Genomic DNA, 19,757 nt, shown 5'->3' on the forward strand with positions numbered 1-19,757 from the left:
TTCCCCCTCATGAATTATGTACTTCCTTTGCTCGAGCCAATTTGGGCCCGATGAGACGCTTATAAACCTCTACCCCTGGTTGATCAAAAGCATCAACACCCGCAAAAATAGACTCAAAATAAACGGCCCAACAATGCATAAACATAATTTCTCCTAAATGGAATGCGTTTAATGTTGGTACAGTTATAGTCATGTTAAAACGATTGTCACTAGACAAGGCTTCTCTATTAGCATCTAAAGCAATGTTTAAAATATCACAAATGCCTACATCAGATAGAGAGTGTAAACGTTCATATTGACTATAGGAATCTGGAACAATGAGATTATGTTTCCAGTCTTTAACCTTAATAAATTGAACTACCTTATTTAGGCGCCCCTCTTGATGCTCTTGAACTTGAGCATGCATATCCATAGTACCTACTGCAGCAACTGGCGTACGGCCATATGGTAGACAAGTATTACTCATTTTTCCAAGAGACTCGGATAAGAGCTGCACATACCAATCAGATAATGAGTGGAGTGCTTCACTATAAGGCATAAACACCTCTATAATACGACCATATCGTTCAGATGCAATATATTTCAATAATGCACTTAAAAGGCCTGGATTTTTAAAAATGTCTTCTTCTTGACATGCTGCATCCATAGATGCAGCACCAGCTAAGAATCCTTCAATATCAAATCCTACAAGAGCGGCTGTTACAAAACCAACTTCTGTAAATACAGAGAAACGACCACCTACACCATAAGGAATGCTATAGGTCTTCCAATTATTTTCTATCGCCATAGATCGTAGAATCGTAGGATGTTCATCATCAGATACATCTGTAACAGCTATCACTTCGTAGTTAATATTACGATCTTGTAAAGCCTTCTCCAAAATCATGAAGTTAGCCATTGGTTCAATGGTAGATCCAGACTTAGAATTAATAACGAGCATCACCTTATAATCAGGACCTTTTTTCTGAGCTTGACACTCTATCGTACGAATTAGCCCTACTAAGTAATCACCATCCACATTAAAGCCTGCAAAGTACATCCTAGGATAGCCGTCGCGTTCCTCTGCACTGTAGTTATTCCAAAATGCTCCACACTGCACATCAAAAATAACTTTGCTCCCCAAATAGGAGCCCCCAATACCTACGGATACAACTGTATCAATATTATGGCGTGCATAGTCACGTAATTCGTAAAGCCGCTCTAACATATCTGGTGTATTGATACCATCTTCTGAAATATATGGAAGTTGGTAAAACAACACAGGTTCAGGTAAACCATCTTTAGAAACATGACCTTCTTCGAAGCCTGTAGAACGCAAAATATTTGTATGACGCCATACATTTTGTATAGCCCGTTCAAAATTATTCACATCACGTTCTTGTATGCAACTTTCATTATATATATTAGCATAATCTAACTCAAAACCTGATTGTAATCGCAACATCAAATATCTCCTTCACTGACATTTTATGTACAATATTCTTTTATTATACCATAAAAGAATGAATAAAATATTAGTTTATACAATCATTTTACCCACAAACCATAACCGAATCCAACTGCATATACAGACCAAAGTAATGCAAAAGGAATAGCTAATTTAAATTTAATTTTTAATGTCTTATGACGCCATAGGACCATGCCTAATAAAGCACCAACACCCCCAAAGGCAAACGCTAAAAATAATAATGTAAACTCTGAAATTCGATCATATCCATTAATGGCACATAATTTATCATATCCATACAGACTAAATACGATAAGATTCCAAATACCTACGGTCACCCAAAATTGCGTATCACTCATATCCCCAAACCTTATTTTTCTTACTTATGATGAGCTTTAAAATATTCCAATGTCTTTTGTAAACCAGCTTCTAATGTTGTAGTGGCAATAAAACCAAAATCACGTTCAGCTTTCACATTACTTAAGCGCGAATGTTTAATATCCCCTATACGTTCATTTTCATAATAAACCATAAAATCTATCCCACTAATAGACCGGAATCGCGTAATCAACTCATTCACAGATGTTCCCATATTGGTAGATACATTATAAATACCTGTGCATTGACCATTCTCCATAGCCTTAATATTAGCATCTACCACATCATCTACATAAATGAAATCTCTAGTTTGCTCACCATCACCAAATACAGTTAATGGTTGCCCTTCGACAATCAAGCGGTTGAAAATACTGATAACGCCACCTTCACCGCCATCACCTTGACGTGGTCCATATACATTAGCATATCTAAAGCATACTGTATTTAATCCAAAAGCTTCATGATAAATACGCAAATAACCTTCTGCAGTAAGCTTTGTCAAGCCGTAAAAAGACGAAGGCATTCCACTCAAGTCTTCAGTCAATGGCAATACTGCCAAGTCACCATATACAGCAGCTGATGAAGGCATTAAAAATTGTTCAACTTTCACTTTACGACAAGCATCGAGAACATTAATAAGCCCTATTAGATTTACATCACAGTCATAACTTGGGTTCTCCATGGAGGATTGAACCATTGTTTGTGCCGCTTCATGAAATACGATAGACGGCTTAAACTCTTCAAATACAGATAGTAATTTTGGATCTCGTACATCCATCTCAATAAATCGAGCATCTTCATGTACAAAGGAGCGCATACCTGTAGATAAATCATCTATAACGAGTACATCGTGCCCTAATTCAATTAATCTATCAACTAAATGGGACCCAATAAATCCGGCCCCACCAGTAACACATATATTCATAGCGCCCTCCCTTCTAATATCTTTAAATACCTGCACCTTGTTTTGCTAGTGCATCAGCTATTTCATTATATGTATCGCCTGTATGAGCAGCCACCTTGTGAAAGTATACTCGCACATGATTTTTTATAGAATCATAAAATGCTGAATACTCTTTGGTTAGCTCATTATTACGTTTCCATCTCTTAGTAGCCCACATTTCTATGCCCATATAATCATAGTAAAGTGAGCATTCAGAAATTCCATTATCAACAGCATATTTCATAACATGCATAGCAGCCAACAACTCGCCAGCTACATTCCAAAACGATGTATATCGTTCATCAGTAGAGGGAAAAGAAAAAGTTTTCCTCTTGCCATTCAAAAAGATAACCCCACCTGCACCAACAGTATTAGTCTCTTTATTATAACTACCATCGATATACGCAACCATATAGTTTGGAATAGTAAAATCTGGTTTCACAACACTTGCTGATACTTTACCTTGAATACTAGAACTAGAACCTATAGGCCTAGAATTTATAGATTTAAACTTCACTTCTTGTGGCAATTTAAGTTCACTCTTTTTAGCGCTCATAAAATCACTTAAAGACAAACCTGAATTCTCTACAAAAGCACGTGCTTCTACTTCTGTCGAAAATGATTTGTAGATAGCACCACCATAGCCCTTTACTTGTTTCTCACAGTCAGACCATGTAGTGTAAACTCCTGGTACACGGCCCTGACGAACAGCATAAAACTTTTTTGCCATACGTCCCCCTTAATGGTCCATTGTCAGTTCAACAAATTCAGCATTTACAACAGATGCCAAATCCTTTGGATTTACCTTCATTTGCATACCGCGTAAACCTGCGCTTACATATACAAACTTTTGGGGTTCCATAGTAGCATCAAAATAGGTAGGGAATGCTTTTTTCATGCCTACTGGAGAACATCCACCGCGCAAATAACCTGTAATACTTAACAAATCCTTAACATGAACAAGCTCTACAGACTTATTATGACTAACACGTGCTGCCTGTTTCATATCTAACTCTTCAGCCACAGGAATACAGAATACTACATATCCAGTTTTGTCACCTTTGCCAACTAATGTTTTAAAGACTTGTTTCTCATCGAGTTTTAATGCTTCTACTACATGAAGGCCAGCAGCACGCTCTTCAGACCACTCATATTCGCTAATACTATAAGGTATCTTATGAGTATCTAAAATACGTAATGCGTTTGTTTTTTTATGTTTCTCTTTACTCATCATAACCTCCATATACTAGCATAGCAAATAAATTTAATCATTACATAATATATTTCTATAGACAAATATAATTTTTCATCACTATTTATTTACGATTTTATTAATATTTTTTAATTCAATACGCAAAGTACCATCATCATTAGTTTTTATCTCAATAAACTCACGATTTTTCATATATTCTACAGGAAATGAAATCTCAATACCTGTATCTGTTTTAATCTTATGATGCTCTCCAACCTTCGTGGCAAACTCACGATTTACTGGCAAAGGACGCAGCATATCCGCATCAGCTAATTCTTTCTTTGCCGCCTCTTGTTGAATAGGATTCGCTTTAAATACCTCTTCTACAATACGAACAGGATCAACGGTATCTGATACTTCTGCATTTTTAGCAATCATAGATTTAGCCGTTGTCAACTCAACAACGCCATCAGACTCATGAGCTTGAGCCACCTTATCTACGATAGCTTTTACCTTTCTCACCGTATCTCGCGAGGATTGATTAGTCCCTAATTGCAAGACCTTATCTGCTAAGATATAAGATACCTCACCATCAAATTCACCTTTAGGTTCAAAAACACGAACACTAAAATCATTGAGATTAATAGATGCAAAGGCCCGTAATTTTTGTGACGGCATAGGTAATACTGCCTTATGAGAAACGAGCTCCGTAGCCAATGTACCATCATCTTCACTGAATAGTTGATGGGTAAAAGCATCATGAGCTTGGCACAGAAGAATACAAACATAGGACGTATCCGTAACGGCTTCACAAATAATCGTATCAATAACAACGGAATCCGTAGCTTGTTTCATGTATGTAAACAAGCTTTCACCTACATTCTTAGATAAATCAATAAACTTAAGCACTCCATTTTTATAGTCTACTAATTGTTTACCTACAGGACTCGCATCATGTAAGGTTCCGGTTCTAGCCCCTGGATCTTTGAAAGCCTTAACTACATGATTTGCTATATAATCTTGTATAGCTTGATCCCCAACCTTTAATTCATGTTCAGAATATACAGCTAACGAGGACGTAAAGTCGAAAATCTCTAGCGCCGCCTTATTAATCTGCATGATGCCTCCTTGTAGTACAAAAAATGTTCACCCTTTATTATACCACTCTTTTAACTTTCGTTTATCAACTTTTGAGCATTCCGTAAGGGGTAACATAGGAACTTCTATTATAGCTTTTGGCCACTCTACAGGAGGTCTTTTATTATGAATAAGTTCTATAACTTCACTCAATCTAACCTCACCATCTAGCACCATATAAACTACATAGTCTTCCCCTCGTATCTCATCAGCAATATCGATAATAGCAACCTCGGAAACCCCTTGTAAGGATTGTAAATACAATTCCATCTCTGGGATAGAAATTTTATATCCCCCTTTATTGATTACGTCACCTGCTCTCCCATTAAACATAAGATACCCGTCACTATCAATGTATCCACAATCATTTACAGTATACGTATTGGGAATCCCTTCAATACGATAATTTGTTGTCACATAAATGACATTATCATTCTCTGCGATTTTCACGGTTGGAAATGGTCTCCCTACCGTACCTTCTCGCGCTAACCATTCTTTACCAGTGCAATACGTTATATAGTTAAGCTCTGATGCACCATAGTACAAGATAAACTCCATATCAGGGCATATATGTTGTAACTGTTCCATTAATTGTCGATCCAGAACTTGAGATCCTGCAATGATGTATTTAATGGATGATAATTTACTTTTACAATGTCGAACCAATAATCGTAGTTTCGTTGGTAATGCATATATATGGTCTACATTGTATTCCTCTATAAGCTGCATCCATCTACTAGGACGCAAGGAACTCGTTGTAACAACAGTCCCTCCAGCCCATAAAGAGGCAATGACCATATTGCTAACACCTGTGAAACTAAAGCTTCCCTGTAAAAAGATTTTAGTATCTTTGTTTGTATGAAAAATATCATTTTGAATATCAAAAAAATTGCGCCAAGATATTTCTCGTCTCCACAAAGGCTTTGGTTGTCCCGTAGTCCCCGATGTAAGTACCCCAAAATCAGCTAATGGCGGTACACCTTCATAGGCTATAACACGAGCTAGCTCATCTACATAAGCCGTATCCATCTCATTGTGACATACCATAGGAATATTACCTTTATGTAATGCCCCAAGCCACTGTGTAAGTTGTTCAACAAACGACAGTTCCTGAATTAAAAGAATCTTAGTATTTAATGTCTTTTTAGACTGAGTAAGATTTACAATGCGACTTGTATTATTAATACCGACCGATAGAATAGCATCATATAGTTCACCATATGTATATTGTATGTCATCTACGATTAAAGCCATTTTATGGGGCTCTAAATCTTTATGCTGTTGTAAGCGTTCAATAATTGTCATATTACATGCGTTCCATAATTAAAGCCGTACCTGTGCCCCCTGCACCAGCAATAGCACATAAACCATAGCGACCACCACAAGATTCTAAAGCAGCCATACAGTGAAGCACTAATATGGCACCAGAACATCCATAGGGATGTCCATAAGCTAAGGCACCTCCAAGCATGTTATATTTTTTAATGTGATTAGGGTACGCCTTGTTAAAAAGAACATCAATGATGGCAAAAGCTTCATTCCATTCCACCACATCAATATCATCCATAGTTAAACCTGTACGTTTTAAAATGCCTTCTGTACTTTCAAGAGCGCCCTCCGGACTAAACTGAGGATTTCCTGCCCAAGGTTTAACGCTATAAATTTTAAAAGGACCTTTTTTATTAGATAAATATACAAAGGCCGCTCCATCATGAGTTAAACACGCATTGCCTGCATTTGTAATAGAGTCAGCTCCCAACAAAGGTTTCATCCTAGACAAGAGTTTCTCGTTCATCGTAGGTCGAATACATTCATCTATACATCTTTTACCATCTATAGTAATAGGTATATTATATGACTGTAAATATGGGTTATCTAAAGCAGCTGATGCTCTTTGATGACTGCCAATAATATGTGGATATAAATCTTCCTTTGTTACATTGTGTTTATGGATAGTCCGCTCAGCCCCTTCGAGCATGGCTAAAGGCGATTGATCTTGGGGCGTAAATTGAGCTACCTTATAGGTTCCTTTTCGATCATCCCCTGATGCATACACTCGCTCTGGCTGTAACGACGAACTTTCAATACCGCCTGCAATAGCGGAATCCATAATACCAGACAAAATATGTGCATAGGCGATCTCAATACTCATCAAAGCTGAGGCACATTGCATATCAACGGTAATAGCAGGCACAGAATTTGGTAAATTACACATAAGACCCATGAGACGGCCAAGGTTACCACCGGTACCAACTGCATTACCACAGAAGATTCCATCTATATGTGAAATAGTATAACGATTAATTATTTCATCAATTACTTGAGAGCCTAAAATCTCGGGTCTCATATGTTTATATTGTCCATTTAAAACGCCGATAGGACTTCTAAGCCCACCATGAATATATACTGACATATATACTCCTTCTATTAAAAGTAAAAAAGAGGCATCCCGCAGAATGCCACTTTAATTGTATTCTAAATTTTAACTTTAGTTGCTAACCAAGAAGCAACCAGACATTTTACGATATCTCCAGGAATAAATGGAAACATGACTACAGGCAAGGCCGCCCAAAGTTCTGTTTTTGTAACAATCATAAAACCTGCTACACCAAAAAGGTACACTACAGGAATGGTAATCACAAGAGATCGCCAGGCATAAGAGAAAAAGCTTTTTTTAGAACCTTTAAATATACTTAGTAATGTATATGCAACTGGCCAAGAAAAAATAAAGCCACCTGTTGGTCCCAACAATTTGCCAAGGCCAGCCGTACCGCCAACAAATACTGGTAACCCAACTGCACCAAGCAAAATATAAATGATAAATACGATAAGTGCATCCTTAGGCTGTAACAATAAGCCGATTAATGTGGCTACCAAAGTCAAAGCCGTTACCATAGCGGGACTAAATGGCAATGGGAAAGAAATATATGCTGAAATACATAATAAGGCTGTTAATAAAGCCATTTTTGTTAAACGTCTTGTTTCCATAATTACCTCTAACTAATACATCTTTGTTTCAAAGATGATGAATCTTCATTTTCACCGAAAAACGTAGCCGAAAATGCCAATGTATCACCAATGTAACCTTCTACATGAGCATCTTCAGGATATTCCACCAAAGTTACCTTGTCATCTGCAATAACTGGTGCATGAAAATAAATCGCCATTTGCAGAGCAGATTTACTAATATTCCAAAAATCCCACATCGTTTCTAAAATCATGCAGCCAGGAACAACATAAGGATTCTCACGATGGATGGAATTCGTATCATTAATATCATTTACAAATCGTATAACCTCTTCCTTAGAAAAAGATATAGCACCATCTGTTCCCTGTTGATTTATAGTAGAACGAATATTAAATTGTTTTGGCACTGGTCGTAAATCGACCATTAAGAAGCCAGACGTATCCATAATACCAATTGTGGTGGTTTTTGCTACTTTCGATACAATTTCACATACGGTTCTATCACTACCTGAGGAATCATAATGCATATGTTTAATAACGCTATGTCCCGGTAGGTTCAAATCATTATTACATAATGCTTTAAATAATGTTCTCATATAATCACAGTCCTTTTATTTATTCAATATCTTGATTATAATCAACATTATTTCATTCGTCAACAAAAGGAATTGTTCATATGTTAACAAATATCAAATGAGTTTGAAACTATAAACAAAAAGAGCCTATGACATATATCATAGGCCCCTCACATGGAAGTCTCATAGATTATCTATTTTAGATCTAATTCCTTTAGGTAAGCTTTAAAGCTTTCACCCAATTCTTCGTTGCGCAATGCATACTCAACAGTGGCTTTTAAATAGCCCAATTTATCCCCTGTATCGTAGCGAATACCTTCATATGCTAATGCATACGTATCCGTTTTAGAGGCTGCCAATGCATCAGTTAATTGGACTTCATTACCTACACCAGGCTTAGTAGCTTCTAAGATATTAAAAATATCTGGTGTTAAAATATAACGACCTAATACAGCGAGTCGAGATGGAGCATCCTCTTTCTTAGGTTTTTCCACCAAGTTATCAACGCGATATAAATTATCAGCCAATGCTTCACCAGATACAATACCATAAGAACTAACTTTATCTTCCGGTACAAATTGAGCGCCTAAAATAATACCAGGATGCTCATTATAGCAATCAATCAACTGTTTTAAGCATGGATTTTCTGGATTGTAAACAATATCATCACCAAGTAATACTGCAAATGGCTCATCACCAATAAATGCTTTTGCACACAATACAGCATCACCAAGTCCACGAGGTGCTTTTTGACGAATAAAGTGAACTTTAATGTCCGCCAAATCCTTGATCATAGCCAATGGTTTATTTTTACCTTGACTTTGTAATAACAATTCTAATTCAACACTACTATCAAAATGGTCCTCAATAGCACGTTTATTACGACCTGTAATAATTAGAATTTCTTCAATCCCAGAATCTAAAGCTTCTTTTACAATGTATTGGATAGCAGGTGTATCGACAATAGGAAGCATTTCTTTTGGTTGTGCCTTGGTAGCTGGTAAGAAACGTGTACCAAAACCAGCTGCTGGAATTACAGCTTTTCTAATGCGTTGCATAGTATTCTCCTAACTAAAAGTCTTTACCTACAAATTTAATTTTCCATTGATCATTTTTATTTTTATGTCCATCTTTATATGTTAAGTACATATCGAAGGAGTGTAAATCACGATGCCATGTATAATAGACAGAATCAATATCCCCACTCATCATGTTATTCTTAACACTTACAGAAATATCATCAAGGCGAGTCAATTTATAGGTACCACCATAAATAAGCTCTTTTGGAAGCTCTGTCGTATCAAAACGATAAGGTGAATTATTGTAGGTAATATTTCGTTGATTATAGCTAACCCATACATTAGCACGATTACCAACTTTAGATTGGAATCTAGCCCCCCAATAAGGCATGCTACGGATACTACCATCATAGCCATAGTAGTCACGTTGGTAACCACCTAAGAAGCGCAAATCAGCATTTTTGCCAAGCTTAATCGGATCATGAGAAACTTCTGCATAATATTCTTTATGAGAACCTTTTACAGAACCCTCTTTCCAATAACCAGCATTAATACCACCACGTACAGTAATTGGAGAATTCCCTACATGATATGTATGAGTATCCAAACGAGCTTCACCTATTTTTTCTACCCATACTGTTTCATCATTATATTCATTAGACTCCTTGCTATACCCAACAGAAGCAGTCCCCCAAGGTAAATAATGACGATATCCCACCTGAGGTTTAAAACCAGATTTAGAATACCAACGATAGTCAATATAAGCTTCACCGTTTTTACCGATAGGATATTCTGTACTACCATGTAAGCCAATACCATCATCGTTACTATACGTAGGTTTTGGTATTAAGGAAAAAATACTAAATTTGCCTTCTTTGTCATGACGCAATGAAGTCGTATAAGATGGCAAGGATAATACTTTAAAGTTTTTAATATAAAAGGATGGTTTTTTAATAACGACTTTATCACCAGGATATACCTGAATATCTTGACCCTCCACACGATAATCTGGAGTATGAACAAAAGCCATTGCATGTTTTGTAGTTACCATGCCCTTTTCCATATGGCCTATTTGACCATCAAAAGTGGCGTTATTGCCCTTTACATAATAGGGATCGCTCCATCCCATGGCTTGGTCCGCCTCAAAGTGACGATCACTAGTGCGATACGTCATATTTTGACCTGTAATATCTTTTGTTTTACCGCCATCTTCCAAATAACGATAGCCCCCAACAGTACGATACTCTGTAGTTTTAGTATTACCTTCAATACGTGGAGCCATCAAAGTTTGATTACCTTGAGACACCACAACATCGCCTTGAGCATATACATCACCTGTAGAGCCAGTATAAGACATTTTGTTAGCATCGATACGTGTAGGCAACTGTTCAGCAGGAGTAGCAGATTTCGCTTTTTCACCACGACGTACAACACGGATATTACTATATTCAGGTGTAGATGCTTTAGAAATTTCTCCTGCATAGGATTGACCTACGCTATCCAATGTATCTTGATATACAATAGTTGACTCAGTAGCGGCCCATACAGGTTGTGCTAAACAAAAAACACATGCCGCTGCCAGCCATTGTACTTTACGTTTCCTCATGGTTACTAGAACTCCTATTACTTTAAGAATTTGTTAATTATTGATTACGCTTTACAACAACGATAGGTTGAGAAACATTTTCTACAGGTTCTTCTGGCTCCTCAACTGCTGTAGCATCTTCAGCTACAGCTGCATTTTCATCAGTATCATTATTTTCTACATATTCTTCAGATTCACCTGTTGTATTAGGTACAGTTACAGCATCAGCTAATTCATCATCACTATGAGCTAAACCATCGCCACCAATAACAAGACCTTGAATTGTTACGGAATCTTGAGGTTGTACATATACAGTAGCACCAGCTGGGTACTCAATATTTTTACCTTTGATGAAAGCGCCCCCTACAAGCCCAACAGGACCGAGTAGAACTGCGCCCGCCACAGATGCACCTGCTGCTTTAACTTCACTACGAGTTTTATCCTTAGCCTCTTTACCTTGTACAGCAGTAAATTCTGTACCATCAATAGCTGGGATTGTATCAAATGTAATATCTAACGCACCATTACGACCAAAGGAACGAGCCTTTTTCAAAGAAGTAATTGTTCCGGAACCTACAGTGCCCGCAGGTACTAATAAGACATTGCCATCCATTACATTTTCTGCAACAGTAAAGGATACAGTATCACCTTCACGACTAGTTTTAGAAGAAACCGCTTCATTTAAAGTCACTTTGAACACTTGGTTACCAGACAATGTGCCTACTTGGTTAGTAAGAGACACATTGCTACCATATACCTTTGTCTTCAAAGAAATAATACGTTTTTGTAAGGAACCGCTACCAATGCGACCATTAACGCTACGTTCCATCTTTTCTACACGGTCTACAAGAGATCCTGCGTTAATGCTATTTTGATATGTATATTCCAATGCATCCATTTCTTCGCGCAAAGAAATATTAGTACCACTGCCTTCTACAGAATTGTAGAGGGAGTCAACACGTTTGCTCAATGTTGCGGAATTACCATTGAAACCAGTACCATACACGGTTTCATCAAGTTGATTAATGCGGTCCACAACAGCACCATCTTGTACAGTTCCATATACAGTAGTTTCTAAAACATTTGTTTTTTCAGTTACTGTACCAGGAGCGGCAAATGCAGTGCCTGAAATTAGGGATGCCATTAAAAGTGTAAGTACTTGTTTCTTCATAAATTCCTCCACAATGTATCTAATGTATAACTGTTATACAACAGAATAAGCACGGGCCTAAGACCGTGCTTATTCCCTGAGTCTATCAATTTATATGCTCAGTGGCCATTAAATTTTCAAATCAATAATCGCAGATACACCTACGCCTTGAACACGAGATGCACCAACTGGGTTTGTGCTATCAACAGGAACTAAGCCTTTTACACGAACCATACCATTAAAGCTACCTTCTACTTGAGCAACAGCTTTAACTTCTTCAATGCTAGAAGCAGGCCCAGTAACTTGAGCAGCACCGATATAACCTTTTGTACCAATACTGATAATAGGAACTACTTTAGTTGTATATTCAGTACTCAAGTTATTTTGTTTCAATAATTTATTTAGGAAAGAGTCAATTTGTGGACCAAATTTGTTAACAACAATGCCGATACCACCAATTTTAGCTGCACCACCAAGAATGCTGCTAAGTCCACCAGCTTGAGTTGTCAAGATACCACCAAATGCAGTTGTAGTTAAACAAATCCCTAGAACAGCTGTAATAATCTTCTTTTTCATAATAAGCCTCCTATAGATACTTATATTTTAACAAATTCTATACATAGATTCTAGTGAAAGTATAAGAACTTACACATAAAGATACTAACATAATATAGATTTTCGATGAATTCTTAATGAATTTTACGCAACTTAATTTAATGCTATCATCAATGATAAATCGTGTCAACATCTAATACGAGCTACATCTAGAAAGCTCAAAAATTGAAATAAAAAGATTAACAAAATGATATAGTTTAATTACTTTTATTAATTATAAATTTAACAAATTCGTGGAACCTGATCTTCACCTAATAAATCAATCAAACGAACACCTCCAATAGCCGTTTGTAGACCAACCTTACCAATATTTTTATCTAAAGTTTTACCAATTAAAACTGCTTCGCTTCCCTCTTCAAAACTATGAAGAATCTTGAGAACTTCGTCCGTAACAGATGGTTCAACGATAAGAACTACTTTCCCTTCATTCGCTAAATATAAAGGGTCATACCCCAATATATTACATACTGACTGCACTTCTTCATGAATAGGTATGGCCGTTTCTTCAACTTTAATGCCTACTTGACTCTGATCAGCGATCTCTTTTAAAACGGTACCTAGGCCACCACGAGTGGGATCTCTCAACAAAGCAACTTGAGTTCCTACTTTATCTAATACTGCTTGAACCATCTTATTTAGTGGTGCACAGTCAGTTGTTAAGGAGTCAGATAAATCTAACCCAAACCGTTGCCCCATAACGGCAATGGAGTGATCTCCAATAGCACCAGACAAAATGATATCTAGCCCTGCTTTCACACGATGTGGACCAATATCTATTCCATCTGGAATCATGCCAATACCAGCAGTATTAATGTAGATTTTATCTACTTCGCCCTTTTTAACGACCTTTGTATCACCTGTAATAATTTGAACATTTGCGGCTTTTGCCATTTCTGACATAGTGCGAAGAATTTCATCTAGCTCTTCAAAGGCCAAACCTTCTTCTAAAATAAGACCACAACTTAAATATTGAGGTATCGCGCCATTCATGGCTAAATCATTCACAGTTCCACAAACAGCCAACTTGCCAATATTACCACCAGGAAAGAACGCAGGTTGCACCACATAAGAATCTGTAGAGAAGGCCATGCGCCCGGCTGTAACAGGAAACTGGGCACCATCGTGTAGGGGCGCCAATAAATCATTTGTAAAATATTTCAAAATAAAACGGTCCGTCAACTCATGACTAAATCGTCCACCATTACCATGGACTAAGCGAACTCGTTCCATATTAATCCTCCCACGTCGATCCACCACTAGAATAACCATATTTATACCATGCAGCACAGCTACCCTCTACAGATACCATACAGGCACCTACCGGATGATCTGCGGTACAGCTTTTACCAAATAACGGACATTCACTCGGTTTAATAAGGCCTTGCAAAACACGTCCACATTGACAGCCTTTAGGATCAAGAGATGGTTTATCCAAGTTAATAGGAAGGGCAAGCTCTACATCATAAGCTGCATACTCCCCCTTTAATGCTAAACCAGAGTTAGGAATCACACCAATACCACGCCATACATCATCGCATACTTCATACACTTCCTCGATCATAGCTTGGGCTACAGGGTTTCCCTTCTGCATAACTACAGAATGATACGTATTGCCCACCACAACATTACCAGACTCACGTTGCTCTAAAATATTAGCTATAGCAGACAATATTTCTAAGCCATCAAAGCCAGCGATACAAGATGGAATACCGTATTCTTTGGGCAAAAATCGGTATGGTTCTTCACCAATAATAACACTCACATGGCCAGGTAAAATAAATCCATCGATATGACCTTCTTGTTTATCTAATAGTGCACGCAATGCTGGAGGCACTAATTTATGAGATACTAAAAAGAATACATTCTTAAGTCCTGCTGCGTGAACGGCTTTCACAGTAGCACATATAATCGCAATAGTCGTTTCAAAGCCAATAGCTAAGAATACTATTTTCTTTTCTGGATATTTTTTGCTAAGTTCTATTACCTCTAAAGGCGTATAAATAACATGGATATGAGCTCCTTTTGTTTGAGCTTCATTGAGACTACTATAGCTACCTGGAACCTTTAACATATCCCCAAAGGTAGCAATAATAACATCCTCACGTTCTGCATAGGCTAAAGCCTTATCCATATAGGTTTGATCAGTTACACATACTGGACATCCTGGTCCACTAACAAGTTCTATGCCACTTGGCAATAATTGACGAAGACCTTCTCGGAAAATCGATACTGTATGCGTACCACAAACCTCCATAAGCCGCACAGTTTCACCGGGCTTATGAAGCGCATTGATGCGCCTTAACAAAGCATCAGCTGTGTGCTGCTTTTCCTGCAAAGTAAGCTTCTTCAAGTTCTTCTAACTCCTTAAAGGCCTCTAATGTTTTTTGAGCCTCTTCTTCATCAACAATTTGTACAGCAAAACCTGCATGAACTAACAACCAGTCCCCGACCTTTGCATCTGGTACGAGGAGCAAGCTGCAGTCACGGGTAGCACCTGTCAATTCAACGGTACCAATAGCATCATTCACAGCAATCAATTGCGCTGGTACAGCTAAGCACATATTATCTCCTTATCTATATCATTTATAACAAGTTTTATATACATTTACTTCAATAAAACAGCTCCGAAATATATGAATAAAATTAATATTATTGTATCACAGTTACACTCATTATTTAGTGATAGTAGCCACAAACAACTAGAACTTAAACTAGCTATGGCACTCACATAGATTAAACAATATTCAAAACATTACTAAATAAATTTGTCTAAGAATAAGAGCTATATGACAATTTATAATTGATTTCCTAACCACAGTTGTCCTAAAGCAAGTCCACCATCATTAGAGGGAACCGCTTCATTCATATATAAATTACCTATATGCCACGTCTTATATATAAATTCTAATAGTTTACGATTTTGAAATACACCACCAGACATGGCTGCATCACTAATATTATATCGCTCCATCAAGTCTGCAGCCGTTTCGCATAGTGCGATTGCCATTGTTTTATGAAATGAAGCGGCTAAATGAGCTCGACATTCACCACGAACAACGCCATCCATAATAGATTGAATTGTAGGTGTAAAATCAAGAATATGTCCGTCATAATTGTAAGCAAGTAGTGATCCTTTTTCATCACCACATAGAGTTTCTAAGGAAATGGCAATTTGTGCATCATAACTATGCACCATACCAAGACCTAATAAAGCACCTACAGTATCAAATAATCGCCCACAGCTTGTAGCTTGAATCATGGGCATCGTAGATTGTAATGCTTTATCTAAAATTTCCCATCCCTTTGGAAGTTCTTTCATCCATTCTTGATATACAAAAGGGATATCATCGCCATAATAATTACGAATATACCATAAGGCTTGTCGCCAAGGTTCAGAAACAGCCTTTTCTCCACCAGGCAATGGAGCCGCATGAATATGTGCCAATCTCTGATATTGATTGCCTTTACAAAGGAGGAATTCTCCCCCCCATATAGTCCCATCTGGTCCATAGCCAGTACCATCCATAGCAATTCCTAGTACCAGCCCCCTTAAATTGTGTTCTGCCATAACAGAGGCTATATGAGCATGATGATGCTGAACAGGTACAACAGAAAGATGGAGACTTTCACCTATTCTTTCACCTAACCGAGAAGAGAAAAACTGGGGATGACTATCTATAATAATCTTTTCTGGTTGTATAGAAAATAAATTTTTATATCGTTCAATGGTCCATTCTAAGGTTTTATGAGTAGATGCATTCTCTAAATCTCCAATATGGGGTCCTACAAGAACTTCACTACCTTTATTCACAGCAAACGCATTTTTCAAATCACTGCCCATAGCTAATATCGAAGTTTGTTCTAAACCGTCACAATGAATTGGCTCAGGTACATAGCCACGACTGCGACGAATAAATCGAGGTTTATTATTGATGACCACCACCACAGAATCATCAAGAGGAGCATAGATTTCACGATTATGAACGAGGAAATAGTCTGCTACCTCACCTAGTTCATTAAACGCTTGGTCGTCGTTATATAATACGGAATCACCACTTCTGTTACCACTGGTCATAATCCAAGCTGCATCAGAGGGCAATAACACCTCATGCATCGGTGAATAAGGCAACATCACACCCAACATATGATTGTCAGGTGCAACGTGAGGACTTAACCGAACAGAACTATTATGATTTCTTTCTAATAACACAATAGGACGTTCCATCCCCGTTAATACATCTAGTTCTACATCGTTAATATGTGCTAACTCAATCGCCATATCTAGAGATCCCACCATTATTGCTAATGGTTTATGCGGTCTATTCTTCCGCTTACGTAATCGTTGTACAGCAGCATCATTTCTAGCATCGCAAACAAGATGATACCCTCCTACACCTTTTATAGCGATAATATTACCTTCATTGATCAATTCCCGCGTAGTATTCCATACATTTACCATATCTACAGCCGTGCGATTTGGCTTGTATAAAGTATAACGAGGCCCACAATAAGAGCATGCATTTGGTTCAGCTCTATAACGACGCCCCTCTATATCTTCATATTCAGCCTTACAATCTTCACACATGGGGAACTCATTCATCGTCGTCCGTTCTCGATCATAGGGCAAAGATTTAATTATCGTATACCTTGGTCCGCAATTTGTACAATTGATGAAAGGATATTCCTTTCTACGTTTATCTTGTTGTAACTCTTTAAGGCAATCATTACAAGGCGCAGTATCAGCACTAATAAAGGTACTCACGGATTCACCTAAAGGGGATGCCTGCACAACAAAATCACTTTCATGCATATTAAGTGTAAGATGCTGTACAGTTTGACTAGTAATACGACATAAACGAGGTTGCTCCTCTTGAACAGCATCTAAAAATAACTGCAATTCACCTAGAAAACCTTGAATTTCAACATACACACCTTGACTATCATTATATACAAAACCTGTTAATCCTAGGGAATGGGCCAACATAGAAACAAGGGGCCGGAATCCGACCCCTTGAACTATACCGGTATAGCGAATTCCCCAGCGTTCTGTAGTTTGATTACTATTTTGTTTCATATAAACTCCTACTATACTCGGAGAATCAAGTGTAATTAACCTAATGCAACAGGAATACTTCCATCAATACCAGCTTGTTCTAATTCGGCTTGAATCATAATAGCACATTCGATGCGTTTCTTCTGTAAACGACAACCAAATTCATAAGGTGTTTCTAGATCGCCACCCAATGTAATGTTGTTAGCATGACAACCACCGGAACAGAAGAATTTCGCCCAACATTCAGCACAAGTTGGTTTGGAGAATACATGTGTATTGCGGAAATCTTTAGGAATTTCTGTATTTTGTAAACCATCATACACATTACCAAGCACATATCCATCTTTACCTACAAATTGGTGACATGGGTAAATATCGCCATTAGGTACGACTGCCATATATTCATGACCTGCCCCACAACCGCGAAGGCGTTTCGCCATACATGGCCCACGATATAAATCCATGCGGAAGTGGAAGAAGTTAAACTTCTCACCCCAGCCTTCTAACTGGCGTTGTAAATAAATATCTGCTAATTTTTCATATTCTTTCTCTAAAGCTGGCCAATCTTCTTCACGAAGCACATAGTCCCCTTCTTCACCGACAACAGGCTCCATGGACAAATGCTCAAAGCCAAGATCAGACATTGCCATAACGTCTTTAGTAAAGTCTAAGTTTTTATGAGTATATGTACCACGTACATAATATTCAAGACCGTGACGTTGTTTTACTGCGTTGATAAGATTTTTAGCAATATATTTATAAGACTCTGCACCACTACCTGCTACTGGACGCATTGCATTATGTACGGATTCACGACCATCCAAAGACAAAACTAAACTCATCTTGTGTTTGTTTACATAGTCGATTTTATCTTGTGTTAAAAGCATACCATTCGTAGTCAACGTAAGCTTAAATATCTTATTGTGCTTTTCTTGAATGGATTCAATGTATTCAACCGTTTGCTTAACAACATCCCAATTCAACAATGGCTCACCACCGAAAAAGTCAATTTCGCAATGTTGGCGAGGTCCACTCATTTTAATAAGAAAGTCCACAGCACGTTTTGCTACATCAAAGCTCATCAATTCTCGTTTAACACCGCCGTAATCCCCTTGACTAGCAAAGCAATATTTACATGCTAAATTACAATCATGAGCAATATTTAAGCATAATGCCTTAACAATAGGTTTCTCACCTACTACAAGTTTAAACTCTTTACTCATCGGTGCAAATAATTGCTCCGCTTTGATGAGCTCATCTAACTCGTCCATAATCTCATCTAGTTCTACTGCATCTTCTTTAGCATCTAACGCAGCATGTACAGCATCGCGATTAGTGCCATCATATATGTCAAGAACTCTATCGATGAGTTCGTCGATAACATGGATAATACCGCTATTTACGTCTAAGCAGTAATAGCTATCCTTCATCCGAAACTTATGGATCATTGGTTTTAATTCTAACATGGTACCTCCAATTGATTTGTATGGTAAAAGCTCTAGTATATAGAACTTTCTAGATAATTGTACCACATTTCCACACTAAACGTTATAAAAAGAGTCATAAAGATATACTATACAATGTATGTCTTTAAAACATAAATCAGAACCACCCGTAAAACGGGTGGTTTGCTCACGGGCTATAAGCCCGTAGTACTAGGCCAGCGTCTAAAGGCGCTGGCTTTCACTACGTTCAA

19 protein-coding genes are annotated in these 19,757 nt (G+C 37.7%); all 19 read right to left on the reverse strand.

What is annotated here, in order from left to right:
- Positions 1 to 7: 7 nt before the first annotated feature.
- The 19 genes from E7A03_RS09445 to scfB all read right to left on the reverse strand — a co-directional run bounded on the left by E7A03_RS09445 (position 8) and on the right by scfB (position 19,527).
- Positions 8 to 1,444 carry a glucose-6-phosphate isomerase gene (locus E7A03_RS09445; RefSeq protein ID WP_316074067.1) on the reverse strand — a complete coding sequence of 479 codons (1,437 nt, stop codon included), beginning with the start codon at positions 1,442 to 1,444 and terminating at the stop codon, positions 8 to 10.
- Between the two features lie 83 nt (positions 1,445 to 1,527).
- On the reverse strand, positions 1,528 to 1,806 hold the full coding sequence (locus E7A03_RS09450) for a DUF1294 domain-containing protein (RefSeq protein WP_008600612.1): 279 nt from the start codon (positions 1,804 to 1,806) through the stop codon (positions 1,528 to 1,530).
- A 20-nt stretch (positions 1,807 to 1,826) separates the two neighbouring features.
- Positions 1,827 to 2,750: an NAD-dependent epimerase/dehydratase family protein gene (locus tag E7A03_RS09455; protein ID WP_316074068.1), complete on the reverse strand. Its 924-nt coding sequence runs from the start codon at positions 2,748 to 2,750 to the stop codon at positions 1,827 to 1,829.
- Between the two features lie 22 nt (positions 2,751 to 2,772).
- On the reverse strand, positions 2,773 to 3,498 hold the full coding sequence (locus E7A03_RS09460; protein WP_316074070.1) for a ribonuclease H family protein: 726 nt from the start codon (positions 3,496 to 3,498) through the stop codon (positions 2,773 to 2,775).
- A 9-nt stretch (positions 3,499 to 3,507) separates the two neighbouring features.
- Positions 3,508 to 3,999, reverse strand: a complete 492-nt coding sequence (gene ybaK / locus E7A03_RS09465; RefSeq protein WP_004697210.1) for a Cys-tRNA(Pro) deacylase — start codon at positions 3,997 to 3,999, stop codon at positions 3,508 to 3,510.
- A gap of 81 nt (positions 4,000 to 4,080) precedes the next feature.
- Positions 4,081 to 5,079: a nucleoid-associated protein gene (locus tag E7A03_RS09470; protein ID WP_174892330.1), complete on the reverse strand. Its 999-nt coding sequence runs from the start codon at positions 5,077 to 5,079 to the stop codon at positions 4,081 to 4,083.
- Positions 5,080 to 5,106: 27 nt separating this feature from the next.
- Positions 5,107 to 6,402: an AMP-binding protein gene (locus E7A03_RS09475; protein WP_316074076.1), complete on the reverse strand. Its 1,296-nt coding sequence runs from the start codon at positions 6,400 to 6,402 to the stop codon at positions 5,107 to 5,109.
- 1 nt (position 6,403) lies between these two features.
- Positions 6,404 to 7,510, reverse strand: coding sequence for an acetyl-CoA C-acyltransferase (locus E7A03_RS09480; protein WP_316074077.1), 1,107 nt, complete (start codon positions 7,508 to 7,510; stop codon positions 6,404 to 6,406).
- A 62-nt stretch (positions 7,511 to 7,572) separates the two neighbouring features.
- Positions 7,573 to 8,085 (reverse strand): biotin transporter BioY, encoded by a 513-nt coding sequence (locus E7A03_RS09485; RefSeq protein WP_004693338.1) that lies wholly within the window; start codon positions 8,083 to 8,085, stop codon positions 7,573 to 7,575.
- Positions 8,086 to 8,093: 8 nt separating this feature from the next.
- Entirely contained in the window at positions 8,094 to 8,660 is a 567-nt protein-coding gene (locus E7A03_RS09490; protein WP_120054616.1) for a hypothetical protein, read from the reverse strand.
- Positions 8,661 to 8,833: 173 nt separating this feature from the next.
- On the reverse strand, positions 8,834 to 9,697 hold the full coding sequence (gene galU / locus E7A03_RS09495; RefSeq protein WP_004693334.1) for a UTP--glucose-1-phosphate uridylyltransferase GalU: 864 nt from the start codon (positions 9,695 to 9,697) through the stop codon (positions 8,834 to 8,836).
- Positions 9,698 to 9,710: 13 nt separating this feature from the next.
- Positions 9,711 to 11,264 (reverse strand): LPS-assembly protein LptD, encoded by a 1,554-nt coding sequence (locus E7A03_RS09500; protein WP_004693332.1) that lies wholly within the window; start codon positions 11,262 to 11,264, stop codon positions 9,711 to 9,713.
- 37 nt (positions 11,265 to 11,301) lie between these two features.
- Entirely contained in the window at positions 11,302 to 12,414 is a 1,113-nt protein-coding gene (locus E7A03_RS09505; RefSeq protein ID WP_004693331.1) for a hypothetical protein, read from the reverse strand.
- 108 nt (positions 12,415 to 12,522) lie between these two features.
- Entirely contained in the window at positions 12,523 to 12,969 is a 447-nt protein-coding gene (locus E7A03_RS09510; protein ID WP_004693328.1) for a hypothetical protein, read from the reverse strand.
- Positions 12,970 to 13,230: 261 nt separating this feature from the next.
- Positions 13,231 to 14,238 carry a hydrogenase expression/formation protein HypE gene (hypE, locus tag E7A03_RS09515; RefSeq protein WP_004693327.1) on the reverse strand — a complete coding sequence of 336 codons (1,008 nt, stop codon included), beginning with the start codon at positions 14,236 to 14,238 and terminating at the stop codon, positions 13,231 to 13,233.
- A 1-nt stretch (position 14,239) separates the two neighbouring features.
- A complete protein-coding gene (gene hypD, locus E7A03_RS09520; protein WP_316074079.1) occupies positions 14,240 to 15,358 on the reverse strand; it encodes a hydrogenase formation protein HypD in 1,119 nt (372 codons plus the stop codon).
- A complete protein-coding gene (locus E7A03_RS09525) occupies positions 15,318 to 15,569 on the reverse strand; it encodes a HypC/HybG/HupF family hydrogenase formation chaperone (protein ID WP_004693324.1) in 252 nt (83 codons plus the stop codon). The genes hypD and E7A03_RS09525 overlap by 41 nt, the downstream gene beginning before the upstream one ends.
- 233 nt (positions 15,570 to 15,802) lie before the next feature.
- Positions 15,803 to 18,082, reverse strand: coding sequence for a carbamoyltransferase HypF (gene hypF / locus E7A03_RS09530; protein ID WP_004693321.1), 2,280 nt, complete (start codon positions 18,080 to 18,082; stop codon positions 15,803 to 15,805).
- Between the two features lie 35 nt (positions 18,083 to 18,117).
- A complete protein-coding gene (gene scfB / locus E7A03_RS09535) occupies positions 18,118 to 19,527 on the reverse strand; it encodes a thioether cross-link-forming SCIFF peptide maturase (RefSeq protein WP_316074080.1) in 1,410 nt (469 codons plus the stop codon).
- Between the last annotated feature and the right edge of the window lie 230 nt (positions 19,528 to 19,757).

It is taken from the genome of Veillonella parvula, assembly GCF_032472435.1.
GTDB lineage: Bacteria > Bacillota > Negativicutes > Veillonellales > Veillonellaceae > Veillonella > Veillonella parvula_N.

What these genes read in the sequence shown, in the direction of transcription:
- E7A03_RS09445 (WP_316074067.1), bottom strand. Translation starts at nt 1,444, where the DNA reads ATGTTGCGATTACAATCAGGTTTTGAGTTAGATTATGCTAATATATAT.
- E7A03_RS09450 (WP_008600612.1), bottom strand. Translation starts at nt 1,806, where the DNA reads ATGAGTGATACGCAATTTTGGGTGACCGTAGGTATTTGGAATCTTATC.
- E7A03_RS09455 (WP_316074068.1), bottom strand. Translation starts at nt 2,750, where the DNA reads ATGAATATATGTGTTACTGGTGGGGCCGGATTTATTGGGTCCCATTTA.
- E7A03_RS09460 (WP_316074070.1), bottom strand. Translation starts at nt 3,498, where the DNA reads ATGGCAAAAAAGTTTTATGCTGTTCGTCAGGGCCGTGTACCAGGAGTT.
- ybaK (WP_004697210.1), bottom strand. Translation starts at nt 3,999, where the DNA reads ATGAGTAAAGAGAAACATAAAAAAACAAACGCATTACGTATTTTAGAT.
- E7A03_RS09470 (WP_174892330.1), bottom strand. Translation starts at nt 5,079, where the DNA reads ATGCAGATTAATAAGGCGGCGCTAGAGATTTTCGACTTTACGTCCTCG.
- E7A03_RS09475 (WP_316074076.1), bottom strand. Translation starts at nt 6,402, where the DNA reads ATGACAATTATTGAACGCTTACAACAGCATAAAGATTTAGAGCCCCAT.
- E7A03_RS09480 (WP_316074077.1), bottom strand. Translation starts at nt 7,510, where the DNA reads ATGTCAGTATATATTCATGGTGGGCTTAGAAGTCCTATCGGCGTTTTA.
- E7A03_RS09485 (WP_004693338.1), bottom strand. Translation starts at nt 8,085, where the DNA reads ATGGAAACAAGACGTTTAACAAAAATGGCTTTATTAACAGCCTTATTA.
- E7A03_RS09490 (WP_120054616.1), bottom strand. Translation starts at nt 8,660, where the DNA reads ATGAGAACATTATTTAAAGCATTATGTAATAATGATTTGAACCTACCG.
- galU (WP_004693334.1), bottom strand. Translation starts at nt 9,697, where the DNA reads ATGCAACGCATTAGAAAAGCTGTAATTCCAGCAGCTGGTTTTGGTACA.
- E7A03_RS09500 (WP_004693332.1), bottom strand. Translation starts at nt 11,264, where the DNA reads ATGAGGAAACGTAAAGTACAATGGCTGGCAGCGGCATGTGTTTTTTGT.
- E7A03_RS09505 (WP_004693331.1), bottom strand. Translation starts at nt 12,414, where the DNA reads ATGAAGAAACAAGTACTTACACTTTTAATGGCATCCCTAATTTCAGGC.
- E7A03_RS09510 (WP_004693328.1), bottom strand. Translation starts at nt 12,969, where the DNA reads ATGAAAAAGAAGATTATTACAGCTGTTCTAGGGATTTGTTTAACTACA.
- hypE (WP_004693327.1), bottom strand. Translation starts at nt 14,238, where the DNA reads ATGGAACGAGTTCGCTTAGTCCATGGTAATGGTGGACGATTTAGTCAT.
- E7A03_RS09525 (WP_004693324.1), bottom strand. Translation starts at nt 15,569, where the DNA reads ATGTGCTTAGCTGTACCAGCGCAATTGATTGCTGTGAATGATGCTATT.
- hypF (WP_004693321.1), bottom strand. Translation starts at nt 18,082, where the DNA reads ATGAAACAAAATAGTAATCAAACTACAGAACGCTGGGGAATTCGCTAT.
- scfB (WP_316074080.1), bottom strand. Translation starts at nt 19,527, where the DNA reads ATGTTAGAATTAAAACCAATGATCCATAAGTTTCGGATGAAGGATAGC.